This is a genomic window from Lysinibacillus sp. GJ-1 (assembly GCF_021166035.1).
Taxonomy (GTDB): Bacteria; Bacillota; Bacilli; order Bacillales_A; family Planococcaceae; genus Lysinibacillus; species Lysinibacillus sphaericus.
This window is the reverse complement of record NZ_CP088912.1, coordinates 1,056,944-1,074,269: the sequence shown is the minus strand read 5'-3', so window position 1 is coordinate 1,074,269 and position 17,326 is coordinate 1,056,944. Positions and strand designations below refer to the sequence as shown.

The following is a 17,326-nucleotide window of genomic DNA, read 5'->3' as shown; positions in this document are numbered from 1 at the left end:
TCTAGTTGTGAATAATGGTAATAGAAAATTAATCCTTTTTTAGCTCATCTCGGAAAAATAGGGAACACGTTATGTTGTGTTCCCCATTTTTGTCTAGAAAATCTAGTTATTATTTGATTAGGATCAAATGCAAGCCAATCCATCAACTGAACTAGTCTACAAATTAGTTACCTTTAACTTGGTTCATTACTTCTTCAGCAAAGTTATCTTCGCGTTTTTCGATACCTTCACCAACAGCGTAGCGTACAAAACCAGTTACATTACCGCCAGTTGAAGCAACGAAGTCACGAACTTTTTGATCTGAATTTTTAACGAATGATTGGTCAAGTAAGCATACGTCTTCGAAGTATTTACCAAGACGACCTTCAACCATTTTTGCAACGATGTTTTCTGGTTTACCTTCGTTAAGTGCTTGTTCAGTTAACACTTTACGCTCACGGTCAACTTCTTCAGCAGAAACTTCTTCACGAGAAACGTAAGTTGGGTTAATCGCTGCGATATGCATAGCGATATCTTTAGCAGCAGAAGCATCTGTAGAACCTTCTAAAGATACTAATACACCAATACGGCCACCCATGTGTAGGTAAGAACCGAAAGCATCTGCATCAGTTTTTGTTTTTACTTCAAAACGACGAAGTGTAATTTTTTCACCGATAGTTGCTACAGCTGTTGAAATTTGGTCAGCGATTTTTACGCCTTCTGCATTTTCAAGCTCTACTGCAGCTTCTACTGATGCTGGTTTAGCAGCAAGTAATTGCTCAGCTAAAGAAGAAACTAATACTTGGAATTTATCGTTTTTCGCAACGAAGTCAGTTTCAGCGTTTACTTCAAGAATAATTGCTTCGTTACCTTTTTCTAAAATATAAGTTGTACCTTCTGCAGCGATACGGTCAGCTTTTTTAGCAGCTGAAGAAAGACCTTTTTCACGTAGGAAATCGATTGCAGCTTCTAAATCACCATCAGTTTGTACTAACGCTTTTTTACAATCCATCATACCAGCGCCAGTTTTTTCGCGTAATTCTTTTACTAATTGTGCAGTAATGTTTGCCATTTAGTGTTGCCTCCTCAAATTGGTTAAACTATTTATAGTGGTAGGTTCTAAAAAAGGTGATAAGGGTTCTGAGCCACTTATCACCTTTTTGTAAACGTGAATTACTCAGCAGCAGCTTCAGTAGCTGGAGCTTCTTCTTCACCTTGTTTTGACTCGATTAAAGCGTCAGCCATTTTAGCAGTTAAAAGTTTAACAGCGCGAATAGCATCGTCATTAGCAGGGATAACATAGTCGATTTCATCTGGATCACAGTTAGTATCAACAATACCTACTAGAGGGATGTTTAATTTACGAGCTTCAGCAACAGCGATACGTTCTTTGCGTGGGTCAACCACGAACATAACGTCTGGAAGATCGTGCATATCACGGATACCGCCTAAGAATTTAACTAGACGTTCGTGTTCTTTTTTAAGTTGGATTACTTCTTTTTTAGGTAGAACTTCAAAAGTTCCTTCTTCTTCCATTTTTTCGATAGCTTTCATACGTGCAACACGTTTTTGAATTGTACCGAAGTTAGTAAGAGTACCACCTAACCAACGTTGGTTGATATAGTAGTTGCCTGAACGTTCAGCTTCGTCTTTGATCGCTTCTTGTGCTTGTTTTTTCGTACCAACGAAAAGAACTTTACCACCGTCTTGACCAACTTGACGCATGAAGTCATAAGCTTCCTCTAATTTTTTAACAGTTTTTTGTAAGTCGATGATGTAGATCCCGTTACGCTCAACGAAGATAAATTTCTTCATTTTTGGGTTCCAACGACGAGTTTGGTGACCGAAATGTACACCAGCTTCAAGTAATTGTTTCATAGAAATTACTGACATGTGAATTTCCTCCTAGAATGTTTGGTTTTTTTCCTCCGCATTTATCACTTGCAACAAGCTACCCTAATCTTAGAGCACCACTTACTGCATCAAAATGCGTGTGTAGTAATAACACCATTTGCTACTATATCACAGCTTTATGGCATTCGCAACTGTTTTAGCTATGAAATTTCAATAAAAGCTCGATTTCTGTCTTTCCTTTTTGCAGCTTTTTCGCAATTTCTTCAGCAGTTTTTCCTTGCTCAGCCATTTGGACAATTTGTTGTTCCATCGTTAACGGCTTTGATTCTTCTTTTGGTAAACTATCAACCTTTGGCGCAGCCGTTTGCACAGCCGTCGTTCCTCCCTGTTGTTGACGAGAATAGGCATTCGCTACGATATTTTTCGGCATTAAAATACGTGGCTCACTATTAGCTGTCACTGCCTTCATCTCACCATCGGTTTGTGACAAAGGCTGTCCTTGACTTTTAGGCACAGCTATTGGTTGTGCCTGTTGTCCAGTATCAGGTGTCATAGTAGGTTTTGGTACCACTTGCAACGCTTGAATTAGACGATTATTTTCATCCTTCATTTCAGCTAAATAGAGGCTAATCGTATCATCCATTTCTCGCATTAAGCGTTCCTGCTTTACTTCTAAATCTTTGAATTTCGCTAATTTCGTATTTAATATAATAATGAAATAAAATGATAGTAGCTGCAAAACAAAGAGAACAGCAATTAATATGGTTGTCATAGTAAACTCCTATCCACTAAAGTCCACGAAATTACCTTTGAACGGATGCTGAGCCTGTTTTTCTGGTTTTTCGTTATGGTTCTTTTTCTTTTTACGCGTTCCTTTTATATACTCGCCACCCGCTTCTTCCTCTTCGCTAATCTCCGTCATACCTTCTGAAGTATTTACAGCTTTTTGCTTGCGCTCTAATTCCTTTTTTAACGCTTCATTTGCATGTACTTGTTGAGCTAAAGTTTGTTGTTGTGCCTGATCTGCCATTTTACCCGCTTCAAACGTTTTTGGAATAGCTATTTGTAATTCGACACCTTTTAAACTCATTAAAATTCCTCCCTCAACAATCCGTTAGATACTATACATTAATCATTTCATTGGACAATAGCTTTCGCAACTTAAATAATGCTTTTGAGTGAATTTGAGAAATACGTGATGTTGACAATTCGAGCATTTCACCTATTTCAGTTAGTGTCAACTCTTCTGTATAAAATAAACTCAGTACGAGCTGCTCTTTATCATTAAGCTTTTGTATATTTACCGCTAAATCATCGAGTAACTCCGATTTTATTACGACTTGCTCTGGAGTCTTTGTCGTATCATCACGGATTACAAAGGACTTCCCCTCTGCTTCTTCCTGATCTTGTTGCTCATTGATGGAGAGTACATTTGAGAAGAAATGCTCCTGCACCGTTTGGTATACGTCTTCCACAGGTAACTCCATATGCTGTGCAAGCTCCTCAGGCGTCACATGGCGCATTAACTGTTGTTCTAATTGTTCAATCTTGGCATCCATCTTTTTGCTTTTCTCGTGCAGAACGAGGTAGCCAATCCTCTTTACGCAAGCCATCGATTATAGCGCCTCTCACCCTAAAAGAAGCATATGTATCAAACTTTAAGTCTCGATTTATATCAAATTTATTTAAAGCATCAAATAGACCTAGCATGCCTAAGCTTGTTAAATCGTCACGCGATACGCTCTTAGGTAAACCTGCACCAATTCGCTGCACATGGTAAGTCACAAGAGAAGTATATTTTTTTATTAATAAATCACCCGCATCAGGATCACGTTCATTCACCCATCGATTCCACAGCTTTTGTTCATCGTTTAGAATTGGTTGTGTCATAAAATCCACCTCTCTACTTTGCGCCTGTTTGCACGGACTTTTTGCGCTTTCCTCTCAAATGCTCCAAGGCGCCAATAGTTCTGTCGCTTTGTTAACGCTGTACGCTTGAAAATTAAAAAACATACACATGTCTATCAAAAAGAGACTCACTTATCACATTTTGAGTATTTTGCTTACAATGACTGACAGATTTAGATACAAACCTATGCCATTCTTTCCTTTTATTATAACAACATTCGACTATAATTTCATATGATTCTCTAACACTATTCTATTATTAATAGCTGTTCTATTTTAGGCAGAAGAAAACTGCCTCCAATAATTAGACGACAGCTAACATTAGAGGCAGTTTAAAGTGTTCTGGCTTATGCATTTACTTGTTGTTCATCTTCACGATGCATCATCGTTCGAACGGCTTGTGCAATATCTTCTGTGCTTTCGTCTTGAAACTCAACCGTTGAATTTGTCGTAGAAGTTTCTTTCCCCTTCTCATCGACGACAGAAGCACTATTTTCTTCTAGTCCACTGTCATCTTCCGACGGGTCGGCAGTTGGTGTAAATAACACATACGCAATTAAAAACCTTACGATATACATGACAAAAAATACGATAATTGCTGCTACAAATGAACCGATGATAATACGTAATGGTGTATAGGGCTGTTGCAGTGTCATAAAGAAATAAAGGGAAAAGGCAATCAATGCCCCCCATAGGTTATAAAAAATAGAACCAAACATTATATTTCACTCACTCCTTGGTTAACCGTTCGAATATGTAACATCGACGTAGCAGGGTTAAATTCAATTGTTCGACCGCTATTACCGCCCGTATTTTCGGCTACTAAAGGAATTCCATGACGTTTTAATTCAAACTTTACAGCCTCCACATTACGAGGACCGATGCGCATTGAATCTTTGTCGGACGTAAATTGAAACATTTGCGCACCCCCCGCAATTTTTGCCTTCAGTTTAAATTTTTGAACACCCTCTAGCTTTAATAAATCAATCATAGCTGAAATGCCCGTATCTGCAAATTTCGCTACATTTATTGACTCTGCTCTACCTAAACTTGAATCTGGTAGCATGACATGTATTAAACCAGCTATTTTCTTTGACTCATCGTATAAAATAACGCCTACACAAGAACCAAGTCCTGAAGTTCTAATCGTGTTCGGAAATTTCGCTACATCCATTTGAGCAATTCCAACTTTTATTACTTGTCCATTATTATTGTTGTTAAGCATAGGCTATGAAACTCCCAATGCTTTAAAAATAGCATCAAAAGAATCTGGATCAGGCAGTAAGAAGAAATGTCCCCTAACTGTTTCATGATCCTCCACACCGTCTTCAAAAATGGATGTATTAATTACGATGACATTATCACTCACATGCGATAATTCAATTAAGCCAATACTAATAATAGCACCAAACATATCTACACTTAGACCAGGCACAGTTGGATAAATTTTTAAATTTGTAAAATCTGATAACGCGGATAAATATGAACCAGATAAAATATTCCCCATTTCCTGCATGGCAGATAAACCTAACTCCGAAACAGGTGGGTTTTTAAAGTCGAATGATTCATCCTGTATTAGACGTCGGATAAAGCGATTAGCTTGTTCAATCGGAAGTATGAAAAACATGCTTCCTTCAGCATCTCCCTCAATGCGTAAAAAAATCCCAACTACAACGTTTTCAGAACCACCAGCAAGCTCCATCATGTCATTAAACGACACCATTTCAACCTTCGGGACACGCATATCGATTTTTTTACCAAGTAAATTGGAAAGAGCTGTTGCAGCATGGGCAGCTCCAATATTTCCAATTTCCTTTAATACGTCTAAATGTAGTGATGTAATCTTTTGATTAAGTGTCATAATCGAATCCCTACTTTAGTGGATTTAATACTTTCTCTAAATGTAATAATATTAATAATCGTTTACCTATTTTGGCTACGCCAGAAATAAACTCTTCTTCAAGAGATCCTACTACCTCTGGTTGAGGTTCGATTGAGCTTGCTGGAATATCCAACACATCGTTCGCTGAATCTACAACAAAGCCTACTTCCATGTCTTCTAAAGAGATAATGATAATACGAGTCGTTTCTTCGTGCTCAGAGATTGGTAATTCAAAACGTTCGCGTAAATCAATAATTGGTGTTACGACACCTCGTAAATTGATGACACCTTTTACATATTTCTCTGTTTTAGGTACACGTGTAATATGCATCAGTTTCTCGATACCTTGGACGTGTGATACTGGAATCGCATATTCCTTATCTGCTAATTGGAAGACAATTACTTTAATATTTTCTTGTTCAACTGCATTTGTCATAGTAAACACCTCTCTTATTCATTCACCTTATTTTATAAGTGCATTGCAATCCACAATTAGGGCTACTTTACCATTACCTAAAATTGTTGCACCTGAAATTGCAAAGATATTCGTTAAGTAGTTTCCTAATGATTTCAGTACAATTTCTTGTTGGTCAATGAATGAATCGACAACTAAACCAGCAAGTTTCTCGCCTTTACGAACAATTACTACTGAATGGAATTCATCATCTTGTAGCTCTTTACGAGGTACTTCGAAGATTTCTTCTAAGAATACAAGTGGAACCACTTTACCACGGAAGTCAATCACCTTTTGGTTATGTGCATTCATAATATCTGATGAACGGATAATCGATGTTTCAATAATTGATGATAGTGGTATCGCATAAATTTCTTTTTCTATTTCCACAAGCATTACCGAAATAATAGATAATGTTAACGGCAATTGAATGGAGAAAATAGAGCCTACATCTTGTGTAGATTCAATCGAAATGTTACCACCTAACGATTCAATCGTTGTTTTGACAACGTCTAGCCCTACACCACGACCTGATACATCTGAAATAACATCTGCCGTTGAGAAACCAGAAGCTAAAATAAGCTCATTAATTTGATTGTCTGACATAGCAAGAGATTGTTCACGCGTAACAACTCCTTTTGAAATCGCTTTTGCCAACACCTTTTCACGATTAATGCCAGCCCCATCATCTTCAATTTCAATAAAGACATAGTTACCACTGTGATAAGCACGTAACACCACTGTGCCTTCTTCTGGCTTTCCTTTTGCACGGCGTGCAGTAGGGTTTTCAATGCCATGATCGACAGAGTTACGGATTAAGTGAACGAGTGGGTCTCCAATTTCATCGATTACTGTTCGATCAAGCTCTGTTTCTGCGCCAATAATCTCAAGGTTTATTTTCTTATTAAGATCACGAGATAGCTGACGAATCATTTTAGGGAAGCGGTTGAATACAGTTTCCACAGGTACCATTCGCATTGTTAAAATAATCGTTTGTAGGTCACCCATAACACGGCTCATTCGTTCAACAGTTTCGTTTAACTCCCCATGATTCACTTCAGTTGCAATGGATTGTAAACGTCCACGATCAATCACAAGCTCCTCAAATAGATTCATTAAAATATCCAGACGTTCGATATTTACGCGAATCGTTTTGTTTCCTACAGGTGCATGACTTTTATCTGCTTTGGCAGGTGTTGATTTTGCTGGTGCAGGCTTAGCCGGAGCTTCAACTGGTGTATCTACTACCTCTACTGGCGTTGTTGCTGTAGCCGTTGCTGTAGCGGCTACCTCTTTATTTGCTTCATATTGTTTTTCACTGAATTGCTCTTGATTAATCTTTGCAACATTTACTTCATCAACTTCAGAAACCTTCATTAACTTCTTCTGCATATCTTCTGCTGATTCTTTTGTTACGAACGCTACATAAAATTGTTGATCGAATTGTTCATCTTCAAGCTTCTCAACAGATGGCGTTGATTTAATAACATCACCATCTTTTTCAAGAATCTCGAATACCATAAATACACGTGCTGCTTTTAATAGACAATCTTCACGCAGTCTTACTGAAATTTCAAAAGCATTAAATCCTTGTTCCGCAGATTGCGTAATAACTGTTTGCTCGAAGCTATCATATTCTAGTACGCTTGGTACTTCAGGTATAGCTACAGTAGCTACTACTTCTGGAAGAGCTTCCTCACCAGATTCAATGCGCTTTAACTGTGCGACAGTGGAAGAAACATCTCTTTTACCGTCTCCGCCATTAGCAATATCCATTACCATTTCTTCTAAATGATCCACAGATTCAAATACAATATCTAAAATTTCTGGTGACACATGAATTTTTTCATTTCGAATTGCATCTAGGACATTTTCCATTTTATGCGTTAAATCTGCTAAGTCTTCGAAGCCCATAGTCGCTGACATACCTTTTAATGTATGAGCCGAACGGAAAATTTCTCCTACGATAGCCAAATCATCTGGGTTTTTTTCTAGTTCTAATAAATGCTCACTACAAGCTTGTAAATGCTCTTTACTTTCTTCGATAAACATCTCTAAATATTGATTGACTTCCATTAAGAGGACACCCCTTTTAAGGCAAATATTTCATAATTGTTTGTGCAATATCATCTACATCAGCGACTTCATCGACAAGCTGCGTTTCCACCGCAGCTTTCGGCATACCATACACTATGCAAGTTTCTGCTGACTCTGCAATAGCAACTACATTTCCGGTATTTTTTAATGCTTTCAGTCCCTTCGAACCGTCATAGCCCATACCCGTCATAATGACTGCTACCTTATCAAAATCTTTAAATTGACTTACATCTTCAAACATCACATCTACAGATGGGCGATGACCAGAACGTGGTGGTTCGTGATTATCTAAAACGATGCCAAATGAGGTACCAACTTTTCTTAACCTTAAATGGTATCCTCCTGGGGCGATATAGGCCACGCCATTTTGTAAAATATCGCCTTGCTCTGCTTCTTTTACCGTAATCTCGCTCAATTGGTCTAAGCGGGAAGCCAGCGATTTTGTAAAGCCCGCTGGCATATGTTGAACAATAAGAATTGGCGCTTGAATTGTTTTCGGAATTTTAGTAATTACTTCTTGTAGTGCACGCGGTCCACCAGTAGATGTCCCAATCAACACAATTTTTTTACTAACTTTACTCCATTCAATATGTCCCTTAATGACATTCGTACCTGTTGCGTTCACATTGACTGGAGGGGTAGCTTTACGTTCCTTCGACAATTCTTTTCTTATTGAAGTAGGCGATACAATTGGTTCTTGTTGTCTTTTGCTAATTGATGGTTTTTTCAATTTAGAAATAGGTACCAACGAAGCTTGTTCAACTTTATGGACAAGCTCAGATTGGATTTTATGTAAATCAAGAGAAATTGTTCCGCTAGGTTTCGCAACAAAATCAACCGCTCCATACTCGATTGCAGTTAGTGCATTTTCAGCCCCTCGCTGGGTTGTACTCGAAAGCATGACGACAGGCACTGGACAAATTGTCATAATCTCATTTAATGCATCGAGTCCATTCATTTCAGGCATTTCAATATCCATTGTCACGACTGTTGGTTTTAATGTTTGGATTTTCTTAATCGCATCTTTTCCATTTCGTGCTGTTCCAACTACTTCAACCCTCGAGTTTCCAACAAAAAAGTCACTAATTAGCTTTCTCATAAAAGCAGAATCATCAACGACTAAAAGCTTGCTTTTATGTACAAAGTCCAATTAATCACGCCCTTTCGAAAAAATACTTCTAAGTTTAGATAAGAATTTACTTGCTGACTGTTCATGTGCATGCACTTCCTCCATACGTTGTTCCATAAACCGAGCCACTATCAGTTGAAGTGTTTTAGAAATAAGTGCTTCTGGATATGCGATTGAAAATGGTACTTGCTCGCGCACAGCATTACGTACAACAGGGTCCTCAGGTAAGGAGCCTAATACTATAACCTCTTTGTCTAGAAATCGTTTCATCGTAAGCTTTAAACGTTCAATCGTTTCGATCCCTTCTTCTTTAGAAAAAGCACGATTACAAAGTAAATAAAATTGCTTATCCATATCGCGAACATGAATATATTTCATCATCGAATAAGCATCTGTAATAGAGGTTGGTTCAGCTGTTGTAATCACTATAATTTCATCAATAGATGTTAATAACTCTAATGACCATTTTGTCGCGCCAGCTCCCATATCAAATAGAATATAGTCGAAGTTTTTTTGGAGTTGTTCAAAAGCATGAATCAGTCTTTCAAACATTGCCTCCGACCATTCCAGCACACTCGACATGCCAGAGCCACCAGCAATACATTGTAAACCATGTGGCCCTTCAAATATTACCTCATCTAGTGATTTATTTCCTTCTAAGTAATCTTTTAAACTATAAGAAACATTTTTTCCAATTAATATATTGATATTCCCCATCCCAATATCCATATCTACAATTGCTACTTTTTTGTCCTTACTCGCTAAATTAATTGCAAAGTTCATTGAAAAGTTACTCTTACCAACTCCACCCTTACCGCTTACAACGGCAATTGTTTTACCTAATTCACCTTGCCGCTTCAGCATTTTCAAGCGTAATGTTTCTGCTTGATCTCTCATTTTTCTTCACCTTGGAAAAACATATTAAGCACTGCTTCTAAATCAGCTTCTTCAATATCTTCTGGTACTTCTTGACCATTGGTATAGTAAGCAAGTCCTTTATTATATTTAATCATTAAATTAATCATTGTGCCAATAGAATTTGTTTCATCAATCTTCGTAAAAATAAATTTTTCAATTGGCACACTTTTAAATTGCTCAATAATATTGGTCATATCCTTTTCTTTTGCCGTCATAGCAAGTACTAGAAAGGATTCAGCTTGATCATCAAACTTAATAAGGCGTTGTAGATCGTCTACATATTTTGCTTCCTTATAATTGCGGACGGCAGTATCGATAAAGACTAAATCTAAATGGGACAATCGTTGCACAGCTTGCTCGTAATCTGTCGAATTATAAGCAATTTCAACAGGTGCTTGTAATAGGCCGGCATACGTTTTTAACTGCTCAATGGCAGCAATTCGGTATGTATCAGTAGTAATAAAGCCTATTTTTTTCTTTTTCTCTAGAACCGCTCGAGCTGCCATTTTAGCAATTGTCGTTGTCTTGCCGACACCCGTTGGTCCTAGCACATTAATATATTTACGTTCATAGGATAGGCCACCAATCGGCAAACCTTCTAGTTTTTTACGCAGCAAGTTTTTTGTAATTAGCTTGCATTGTGAAAAATTGATTTCTGAAGCTTCTTTGAAATGCACAAAAAGCTCATCACCAATCGTTGTGATGAGCTCCTCATTTAGCTCTTGCTGTCTTAAGTATTCAATGAAGGATAAGAGTTCATCGGGATATTGAGCTTGGGTAGCCTTCTTGTGCATTGATTGCATTAACGATTTTAAATCTGCAATTTCCTTCCTCAGTTCTTCAGACATACCTGACTCATCTTGCAAAGTTATTTCTTGCGTAGGCTGAGCATGTTGAATTTTAGCTTGCACAGCATTTGTAATCTCTAGTAAACTAGCATTTTCTTTTTTAACAGGAATCATAGGCATACTTGCAGGTGTTGGAGCCGTATTGCTTGGCTCCATCGTGTCAATCCCTGCAACAACCTCAAAGCTCTTCTTTTTAACAAGCCCAAAAAGTTTCTTTGTTACGACTACTTTTGAATTCAAAATGACAGCGTCGTCGCCTAAATCAGCACGCACAAGCTTCATTGCTTCTGGTATGGAAGATGCATAATATTTTTTCATTTTCATTCAACATTCACCACCCCAACACTTTGAATTTCAATAGAAGCATCAAGTTCATTATAAGATAGTACCGGAATCTGCGGGAAATAGCGTTCTGTCAGCTGACGTAAATACATACGAACTGCCGGAGAGCATAAAATAATAGCAGATTGTTCCATAAATGACACACGCTCTACCTCTGATGCAATGGTCTCTAGCACCGTTTGAGAATCTTGAGGATCCATTGCTAAATAATTGCCGTGATCCGTTTGCTGAATGCTATCTGCAATCATTTTCTCTACTTTACCCGATACAGTAATGACTTTCAATGATGAGCTGTCTCCTACATATTGAGAGGTAATTTGACGAGCTAATGACTGACGCACATACTCTGTTAATATATCGGTATCACTTGTTAGTTTTGCATAGTCTGCTAATGTTTCGAAAATAATCGGCAAGTTACGGACAGAAACATTTTCTCGAAGAAGCTTGCCCAATACTTTTTGGATTTCTCCAGTAGATAATGGTGTGGGTGTTAATTCTTCGACTAAAATTGGATGTGTTTCACGTAAATGGTCAATTAATTGTTTCGTTTCCTGACGTCCTAATAATTCATGCGCATTTGCTCGAATCATTTCTGTTAAGTGTGTTGACACAACACTTGGTGGATCAACAACCGTATAACCAGACATCTCAGCGTCCTCTTTCACTTGCTCTGTAATCCATTTAGCAGGAAGACCAAATGACGGTTCAACAGTATCAATACCCTCGATTGAATCATCATCTCCTGGGCTCATCGCTAAATAATGATCGAGTAGAAGCTCCCCACGAGCCATTTCATTACCTTTAATTTTTATGCGGTATTCATTTGGCTGAAGTTGAATATTATCACGAATACGAACAACTGGAATGACAATCCCTAGTTCCAATGCTAGTTGGCGTCGAATCATGATAACGCGATCTAATAAGTCCCCACCTTGGGCTGCATCTACTAGTGGAATTAAGCCATAGCCAAATTCAAATTCAATTGGGTCCACATTTAATAAATTCACAACATTTTCAGGGCTCTTCATGCCGTCTGTTGCCACTTCTTCCTCAATTTCAAGTAATTCTTCCTCATCCTCTGGTTTCTTACGTTCCATCATGTAAGCACCTGCAACAAGTGAAATACCAATTGGTAACGTTACCCAGTTAGGAATTGGCGTGAATAAACCAAGTAAAATAATAGTACCCCCAGCAACATAAAGAAGCTTTGCTTGAGCGAATAGTTGTCCTGTAATATCTTCTCCTAGACTTCCTTTAGAGGATGCGCGTGTTACTACAATCCCTGTTGCTGTTGAAATAAGAAGTGCAGGGATTTGTGATACAATACCATCACCAACCGTTAGCTTTGAGAAATGGGTTGCTGCTTCCGCAAATGGTAAGCCCATTTGTACAACACCAATAATAATACCAAATAATAAGTTGATAATTACCATCACCATGGAGGCAATTGCATCCCCTTTTACGAATTTCGTAGCACCATCCATCGCTCCGTAGAAATCCGCTTCTCCCGATACTTTGTCACGTCGTTCACGTGCTTCTCGCTCAGATATTACACCTGCGTTTAAATCAGCATCAATACTCATTTGTTTACCGGGCATCGCATCGAGTGTGAAACGAGCAGCTACTTCTGCAACACGTTCCGCCCCTTTTGTAATAACGATAAACTGAATCAATACAAGAATTAAAAACACTACTAAACCTACGAGAACATTCCCGCCAACTACGAAATCCCCGAAGGTTTCAACAACTGATCCAGCATCTCCATTTGCTAAAATTGCACGCGTTGTGGAAACACTTAAGCCGAGTCGAAACAGGGTTAACAGAAGAATAACGGAAGGGAAAATAGAGAAATCTAACGCTTCCTTCATACTCATTGCTGTTAAAAGTACTATTAATCCTAACGTAATATTAATGACGATTAAGAAACTTAGCATCCACGGAGGAAGAGGGATGATGAGCATCGCAACGATTAAAATAACCGCACCTAAAACCCCTATATCGCGAACCTTCATTTGTGTCCCTCCTACATAAAAGCTTTAAATTTTCCGCTTAATACGATAAACATAAGCGAGTACTTCTGCTATTGCTTTGAAAAATTGTTCTGGTACTGAATCGCCTATTTCTACCTGATCATACATGGCTCTGGCTAATGGTCTGTTTTCTACCATTATGACATCATGTTCTTTCGCAATCAGTTTAATTTTTTGAGCAACAAAGTCTGTCCCCTTCGCCACTACGCGAGGGGCATCCATACTGTCCTCATCATACTTTAGAGCGATCGCATAGTGAGTTGGGTTAGTGATTACGACATCAGCATTTGGCACTTCTGACATCATTCGACGCATTGCCATTTCACGCTGACGTTGCTTGATTTTTGATTTAATCAGCGGGTCACCCTCACTATTTTTATATTCATCTTTAATATCTTGCTTAGACATTTTTAGATTTTTTTCATACTCATGTTTTTGATACATCCAGTCCAATAAGGATACACATAGTAACACAAGAGAAGCCGCGATCCCCATAATGCCAACAAGTTTACCAACTGTAACAAGGGTCACCCACGGACTTTTAAATGATAGTGCTAAAACTTCATGTAAATTTGACCATATGATAATTGTTGTTACTCCACCAATAAAGGAAATCTTTAAGATTGACTTTATAAGCTCAACAATGGCTTTTACAGAAAAGATTTTTTTTAAGCCTTTAATTGGATCCATCTTTTTTAAATCAAATTTCATCGGCTCTAATGTGAATAAGAAACCAAATTGTAGAAAATTACCTGCTAAGGCTCCTACAAACGCAATTGCCATTATTGGAACAATGACATAAGCCATTTGTACTAATGTTTCGGTAAATAGATGCATGACACTGTCAATCGTAAGTGTTTCTACACGTACGTTATGGATAAATGTTTGCCTAAAAAAGCTAACAGATCGTCTCGCAATGATCCTGCAAAGAATAATAGAAAGATAAACACCATGAGCATCACAATCGCACTGGATATGTCCTGACTCTTAACGACCTGCCCTTTTTTTCTAGCATCTTGTCGTTTTTTAGGTGTCGCCTTTTCCGTTTTTTCACCTGCAAAAAACTGTAAATCTAAATCCAGTAGTAGCAACATCTTATCCACCACCTAATATCGCCATTAAATCGCGCATTCCATAAATCATAATCGTAATCAACTTTTGAATGACTTGTATCATAACCGCCATCATTGTGAAGAGCACTAAAAAACTGACACCAATTTTAATTGGGAATCCAACCACAAAGATATTTAATTGTGGCACCGTTTTTGCCGTTATACCAAGTGCTAAATCCACTAAAAATAACGTTGCTACAACAGGTGCTGCCATTTGAAACGCAATAGCAAAGACGGCAGTAAAGGTTGTCATGACAAACTGGATATAATCATCTTGCGCGAAATTAGGAAATCCCTGATCTATAGGTAAAAACTGATAACTATAGAAAATTCCATCTAGAATCATATGATGGCCATCAATTGCCAATAAGAACAGCAATGCCAATGTATTGAAAAATTGACCGATTAATGGACTTTGCGCCCCTGTTTGTGGGTCGATAATATTGGCAATGGCAAATCCCATTTGGAAATCTATAAAGCTTCCGGCAATTTGAATTGCCGACATGATGATATAGCCTATTAGACCTAATAACAATCCAATAACAGCTTCTTTCATCACTAAAAGTATGTAATCACCATTAAAAAGAAATGGCTCTACGTCTATTGTATAATACATCATCCAAGCTAAAACGAATGCGAGGGAAATTCGTACTTTCTGCGGAATCGTCCTATATGAAAAGAAAGGTACCGTAACAAAAAAAGCTGTTACGCGCACTAGTACTAATAAGAATACCGTTATTTGAGGGACTAGTTCATTCATGTACTCACCCTATATAACGCGTTAAATTCTCAAAAATGTCTCTCGCATAGCTCGTAACTTGTGATAACATCCACGGACCAAAGAAAACGATGGCCACTAATACTGCGACGATTTTTGGAACGAATGCTAATGTTTGCTCTTGAATCGAAGTTGTTGCTTGAAATATACTTACCGCTAAACCAGAGATTAAAGCAACTAATAATAGCGGTCCGCTTGTTAGAAGGATAATCATAATGGCACGCTCTGCTATTGAAATAACCATTTCACCTGTCATACTGTATCATCCCCTAAAAACTTTGTAGTAATGATTTCATTACGAGGTACCAGCCATCGACGAGTACAAATAATAAAATCTTAAACGGCAATGAAATCATAACCGGTGGTAACATCATCATCCCCATCGACATTAATGTACTTGCGACAATCATATCGATTACAAGGAATGGAATAAATATCATAAAACCAATTTGGAAAGCAGTTTTAATTTCACTGAGTGCAAAAGCAGGTACGAGCATAGTAAGTGGAATTTCCTCTACAGATGCTGGCTTTTCTGCCTTATTATATTGTAAAAACAAATCTAAATCTTTTTGCCTTGTATGCTTACTCATAAACTCTTTAAACGGCACACTTGCCTTCTCATATGCTTCTTCTAGCCCAATTTCTTCAGCAAATAGTGGCTGTAATGCCTCTTTATTGACCTCTTGAAATGTAGGAGCCATGATAAAGAAGGTTAAAAATAAGGCAAGTCCAACAATAACCTGATTAGGAGGCATTTGTTGTGTCGCCAACGCTGTACGTACAAATGAGAGCACAATGACAATCCGCGCAAATGATGTCATTAAAATTAAAATGCTCGGGGCAAGTGACAATACAGTTAATAATAAAAGGAGCTTAATAGAAGTTGAGACATTGGTTGGGTCGCTGTTGGAAAAATAATTGACTATATCATTCATTTATCATCATTCTCCTTTTGCTTCCATCTCTCTAATTCTTCACTACGCTCCTGTTTAATTTCAGAGATTTTTTTTTCAAAAAGTTCACCAAACGAATCTTGTTGTGTGCTTGTTGATGAATTTTGTTTATTTTTTCTCTTAAACTTAGAAATTACTTCTGCTATATAAGGTGATGTTGCCGCAAATTCCTGTTTTTCGTTATAGAGCGCTAACAGCTCTTCAACTTCTTGCGGATCGGTAATTTCTCGAATCAGTTGGACATCTTCACCGACACCAACCAAATAAATCGTTTTACCTATTTGCAACAGTTGAACAGACTTTTGTGCCCCTAACGATAAACCGCCTAAATTTTGTACCATTTGATTTCGTTGAAAAGTTAAATTTCTTTTATTTAAAAACTTCATCAACCCATAAAATAAAGCTACAACAAAAATAAGCGCCAAAACCATTTTTATGTATTCCCATGCAGAAACATCTCCAGCTGCTGAAACAACTGTATCTTCTTTCGCAGCTGGGTCTGAATTTTCCTTACATTCCTCTGGTTTTTTCATACAATACTCAATACTATTTGTATCGGTATCTGCATGAACAGAAACTGTTGGTGGATACACAAATAGGAAGGTTACAAGAAATGCGAAAATCATCGTGACACGAAATGATTTTAACATTTGCATGAAATCATCCTAGTGCTTTTTGAATCGCTTCAATTACACGATCAGCTTGGAAAGGCTTAACAATGAAGTCTTTCGCGCCAGCTTGAATTGCATCGATTACCATTGCTTGTTGTCCCATTGCTGAACACATGATTACTGTTGCGCTTGGATCAGTACCTTTAATCGCTTTAAGAGCCGCAATACCATCCATTTCAGGCATTGTAATATCCATTGTTACTAAATCTGGCTTTAACTCGTTGTATTTTTCAACAGCCTGTAGACCATCGGCAGCTTCCCCTACAACTTCAAATCCGTTTTTGGATAAAATATCCTTGATCATCATGCGCATAAATGCAGCATCGTCTACAATCAAAATTCTTTTAGACATGGTTAACTCCTCCAATTGA

The 17,326-nt window shown here is 37.9% G+C and carries 18 protein-coding genes and 2 pseudogenes; all 20 read right to left on the bottom strand.

Annotated elements, in window-relative coordinates; translation table 11 throughout:
• Positions 1–163 precede the first annotated feature (163 nt).
• The 20 genes and pseudogenes from tsf to LO754_RS04865 all read right to left on the bottom strand — a co-directional run bounded on the left by tsf (position 164) and on the right by LO754_RS04865 (position 17,307).
• Positions 164–1,051 carry a translation elongation factor Ts gene (gene tsf / locus LO754_RS04960; protein WP_069510104.1) on the bottom strand — a complete coding sequence of 296 codons (888 nt, stop codon included), beginning with the start codon at positions 1,049–1,051 and terminating at the stop codon, positions 164–166.
• Positions 1,052–1,152: 101 nt separating this feature from the next.
• The gene (gene rpsB, locus LO754_RS04955; RefSeq protein ID WP_024362006.1) at positions 1,153–1,872 is read right to left on the bottom strand and encodes a 30S ribosomal protein S2; all 720 of its coding nucleotides are present in this window, start codon (positions 1,870–1,872) and stop codon (positions 1,153–1,155) included.
• A gap of 157 nt (positions 1,873–2,029) precedes the next feature.
• Positions 2,030–2,605, bottom strand: coding sequence for a DUF6115 domain-containing protein (locus tag LO754_RS04950; protein WP_024362007.1), 576 nt, complete (start codon positions 2,603–2,605; stop codon positions 2,030–2,032).
• 9 nt (positions 2,606–2,614) lie between these two features.
• The gene (locus LO754_RS04945; RefSeq protein WP_024362008.1) at positions 2,615–2,923 is read right to left on the bottom strand and encodes a hypothetical protein; all 309 of its coding nucleotides are present in this window, start codon (positions 2,921–2,923) and stop codon (positions 2,615–2,617) included.
• 31 nt (positions 2,924–2,954) lie between these two features.
• A pseudogene (locus LO754_RS04940) lies at positions 2,955–3,723 on the bottom strand (FliA/WhiG family RNA polymerase sigma factor).
• A gap of 365 nt (positions 3,724–4,088) precedes the next feature.
• On the bottom strand, positions 4,089–4,460 hold the full coding sequence (locus LO754_RS04935) for a hypothetical protein (protein WP_024362010.1): 372 nt from the start codon (positions 4,458–4,460) through the stop codon (positions 4,089–4,091).
• Positions 4,460–4,966 (bottom strand): chemotaxis protein CheD, encoded by a 507-nt coding sequence (locus LO754_RS04930; protein ID WP_024362011.1) that lies wholly within the window; start codon positions 4,964–4,966, stop codon positions 4,460–4,462. Before LO754_RS04930 ends, LO754_RS04935 begins: the two co-directional genes overlap by 1 nt.
• A gap of 3 nt (positions 4,967–4,969) precedes the next feature.
• Positions 4,970–5,602 (bottom strand): chemotaxis protein CheC, encoded by a 633-nt coding sequence (locus LO754_RS04925; RefSeq protein ID WP_024362012.1) that lies wholly within the window; start codon positions 5,600–5,602, stop codon positions 4,970–4,972.
• Between the two features lie 10 nt (positions 5,603–5,612).
• Positions 5,613–6,059, bottom strand: coding sequence for a chemotaxis protein CheW (locus tag LO754_RS04920; RefSeq protein WP_024362013.1), 447 nt, complete (start codon positions 6,057–6,059; stop codon positions 5,613–5,615).
• 27 nt (positions 6,060–6,086) lie between these two features.
• Positions 6,087–8,153 (bottom strand): chemotaxis protein CheA, encoded by a 2,067-nt coding sequence (locus LO754_RS04915; protein WP_231785708.1) that lies wholly within the window; start codon positions 8,151–8,153, stop codon positions 6,087–6,089.
• 16 nt (positions 8,154–8,169) lie between these two features.
• The gene (locus LO754_RS04910; RefSeq protein WP_255702609.1) at positions 8,170–9,324 is read right to left on the bottom strand and encodes a protein-glutamate methylesterase/protein-glutamine glutaminase; all 1,155 of its coding nucleotides are present in this window, start codon (positions 9,322–9,324) and stop codon (positions 8,170–8,172) included.
• A complete protein-coding gene (locus tag LO754_RS04905) occupies positions 9,325–10,200 on the bottom strand; it encodes a MinD/ParA family protein (RefSeq protein WP_024362016.1) in 876 nt (291 codons plus the stop codon).
• Complete coding sequence (flhF, locus tag LO754_RS04900) at positions 10,197–11,393, bottom strand: flagellar biosynthesis GTPase FlhF (protein ID WP_231785707.1); 1,197 nt, start codon at positions 11,391–11,393, stop codon at positions 10,197–10,199. The genes LO754_RS04905 and flhF overlap by 4 nt, the downstream gene beginning before the upstream one ends.
• Positions 11,390–13,423 (bottom strand): flagellar biosynthesis protein FlhA, encoded by a 2,034-nt coding sequence (flhA, locus tag LO754_RS04895; RefSeq protein ID WP_024362018.1) that lies wholly within the window; start codon positions 13,421–13,423, stop codon positions 11,390–11,392. The genes flhF and flhA overlap by 4 nt, the downstream gene beginning before the upstream one ends.
• Positions 13,424–13,447: 24 nt before the next feature.
• Positions 13,448–14,535 (bottom strand): annotated as a pseudogene (flhB, locus tag LO754_RS04890) (flagellar biosynthesis protein FlhB).
• 1 nt (position 14,536) lies between these two features.
• Positions 14,537–15,313: a flagellar biosynthetic protein FliR gene (gene fliR / locus LO754_RS04885; RefSeq protein ID WP_024362020.1), complete on the bottom strand. Its 777-nt coding sequence runs from the start codon at positions 15,311–15,313 to the stop codon at positions 14,537–14,539.
• Positions 15,314–15,317: 4 nt separating this feature from the next.
• Positions 15,318–15,587 (bottom strand): flagellar biosynthesis protein FliQ, encoded by a 270-nt coding sequence (fliQ, locus tag LO754_RS04880; protein WP_024362021.1) that lies wholly within the window; start codon positions 15,585–15,587, stop codon positions 15,318–15,320.
• A 13-nt stretch (positions 15,588–15,600) separates the two neighbouring features.
• On the bottom strand, positions 15,601–16,266 hold the full coding sequence (gene fliP / locus LO754_RS04875) for a flagellar type III secretion system pore protein FliP (protein ID WP_024362022.1): 666 nt from the start codon (positions 16,264–16,266) through the stop codon (positions 15,601–15,603).
• On the bottom strand, positions 16,263–16,934 hold the full coding sequence (locus LO754_RS04870) for a flagellar biosynthetic protein FliO (protein ID WP_227665413.1): 672 nt from the start codon (positions 16,932–16,934) through the stop codon (positions 16,263–16,265). Before LO754_RS04870 ends, fliP begins: the two co-directional genes overlap by 4 nt.
• Positions 16,935–16,944: 10 nt before the next feature.
• Positions 16,945–17,307, bottom strand: coding sequence for a response regulator (locus tag LO754_RS04865; RefSeq protein WP_004269288.1), 363 nt, complete (start codon positions 17,305–17,307; stop codon positions 16,945–16,947).
• Between the last annotated feature and the right edge of the window lie 19 nt (positions 17,308–17,326).

What these genes read in the sequence shown, in the direction of transcription:
- tsf (WP_069510104.1), bottom strand. Translation starts at nt 1,051, where the DNA reads ATGGCAAACATTACTGCACAATTAGTAAAAGAATTACGCGAAAAAACT.
- rpsB (WP_024362006.1), bottom strand. Translation starts at nt 1,872, where the DNA reads ATGTCAGTAATTTCTATGAAACAATTACTTGAAGCTGGTGTACATTTC.
- LO754_RS04950 (WP_024362007.1), bottom strand. Translation starts at nt 2,605, where the DNA reads ATGACAACCATATTAATTGCTGTTCTCTTTGTTTTGCAGCTACTATCA.
- LO754_RS04945 (WP_024362008.1), bottom strand. Translation starts at nt 2,923, where the DNA reads ATGAGTTTAAAAGGTGTCGAATTACAAATAGCTATTCCAAAAACGTTT.
- LO754_RS04935 (WP_024362010.1), bottom strand. Translation starts at nt 4,460, where the DNA reads ATGTTTGGTTCTATTTTTTATAACCTATGGGGGGCATTGATTGCCTTT.
- LO754_RS04930 (WP_024362011.1), bottom strand. Translation starts at nt 4,966, where the DNA reads ATGCTTAACAACAATAATAATGGACAAGTAATAAAAGTTGGAATTGCT.
- LO754_RS04925 (WP_024362012.1), bottom strand. Translation starts at nt 5,602, where the DNA reads ATGACACTTAATCAAAAGATTACATCACTACATTTAGACGTATTAAAG.
- LO754_RS04920 (WP_024362013.1), bottom strand. Translation starts at nt 6,059, where the DNA reads ATGACAAATGCAGTTGAACAAGAAAATATTAAAGTAATTGTCTTCCAA.
- LO754_RS04915 (WP_231785708.1), bottom strand. Translation starts at nt 8,153, where the DNA reads ATGGAAGTCAATCAATATTTAGAGATGTTTATCGAAGAAAGTAAAGAG.
- LO754_RS04905 (WP_024362016.1), bottom strand. Translation starts at nt 10,200, where the DNA reads ATGAGAGATCAAGCAGAAACATTACGCTTGAAAATGCTGAAGCGGCAA.
- flhF (WP_231785707.1), bottom strand. Translation starts at nt 11,393, where the DNA reads ATGAAAATGAAAAAATATTATGCATCTTCCATACCAGAAGCAATGAAG.
- flhA (WP_024362018.1), bottom strand. Translation starts at nt 13,423, where the DNA reads ATGAAGGTTCGCGATATAGGGGTTTTAGGTGCGGTTATTTTAATCGTT.
- fliR (WP_024362020.1), bottom strand. Translation starts at nt 15,313, where the DNA reads ATGAATGAACTAGTCCCTCAAATAACGGTATTCTTATTAGTACTAGTG.
- fliQ (WP_024362021.1), bottom strand. Translation starts at nt 15,587, where the DNA reads ATGACAGGTGAAATGGTTATTTCAATAGCAGAGCGTGCCATTATGATT.
- fliP (WP_024362022.1), bottom strand. Translation starts at nt 16,266, where the DNA reads ATGAATGATATAGTCAATTATTTTTCCAACAGCGACCCAACCAATGTC.
- LO754_RS04870 (WP_227665413.1), bottom strand. Translation starts at nt 16,934, where the DNA reads ATGTTAAAATCATTTCGTGTCACGATGATTTTCGCATTTCTTGTAACC.
- LO754_RS04865 (WP_004269288.1), bottom strand. Translation starts at nt 17,307, where the DNA reads ATGTCTAAAAGAATTTTGATTGTAGACGATGCTGCATTTATGCGCATG.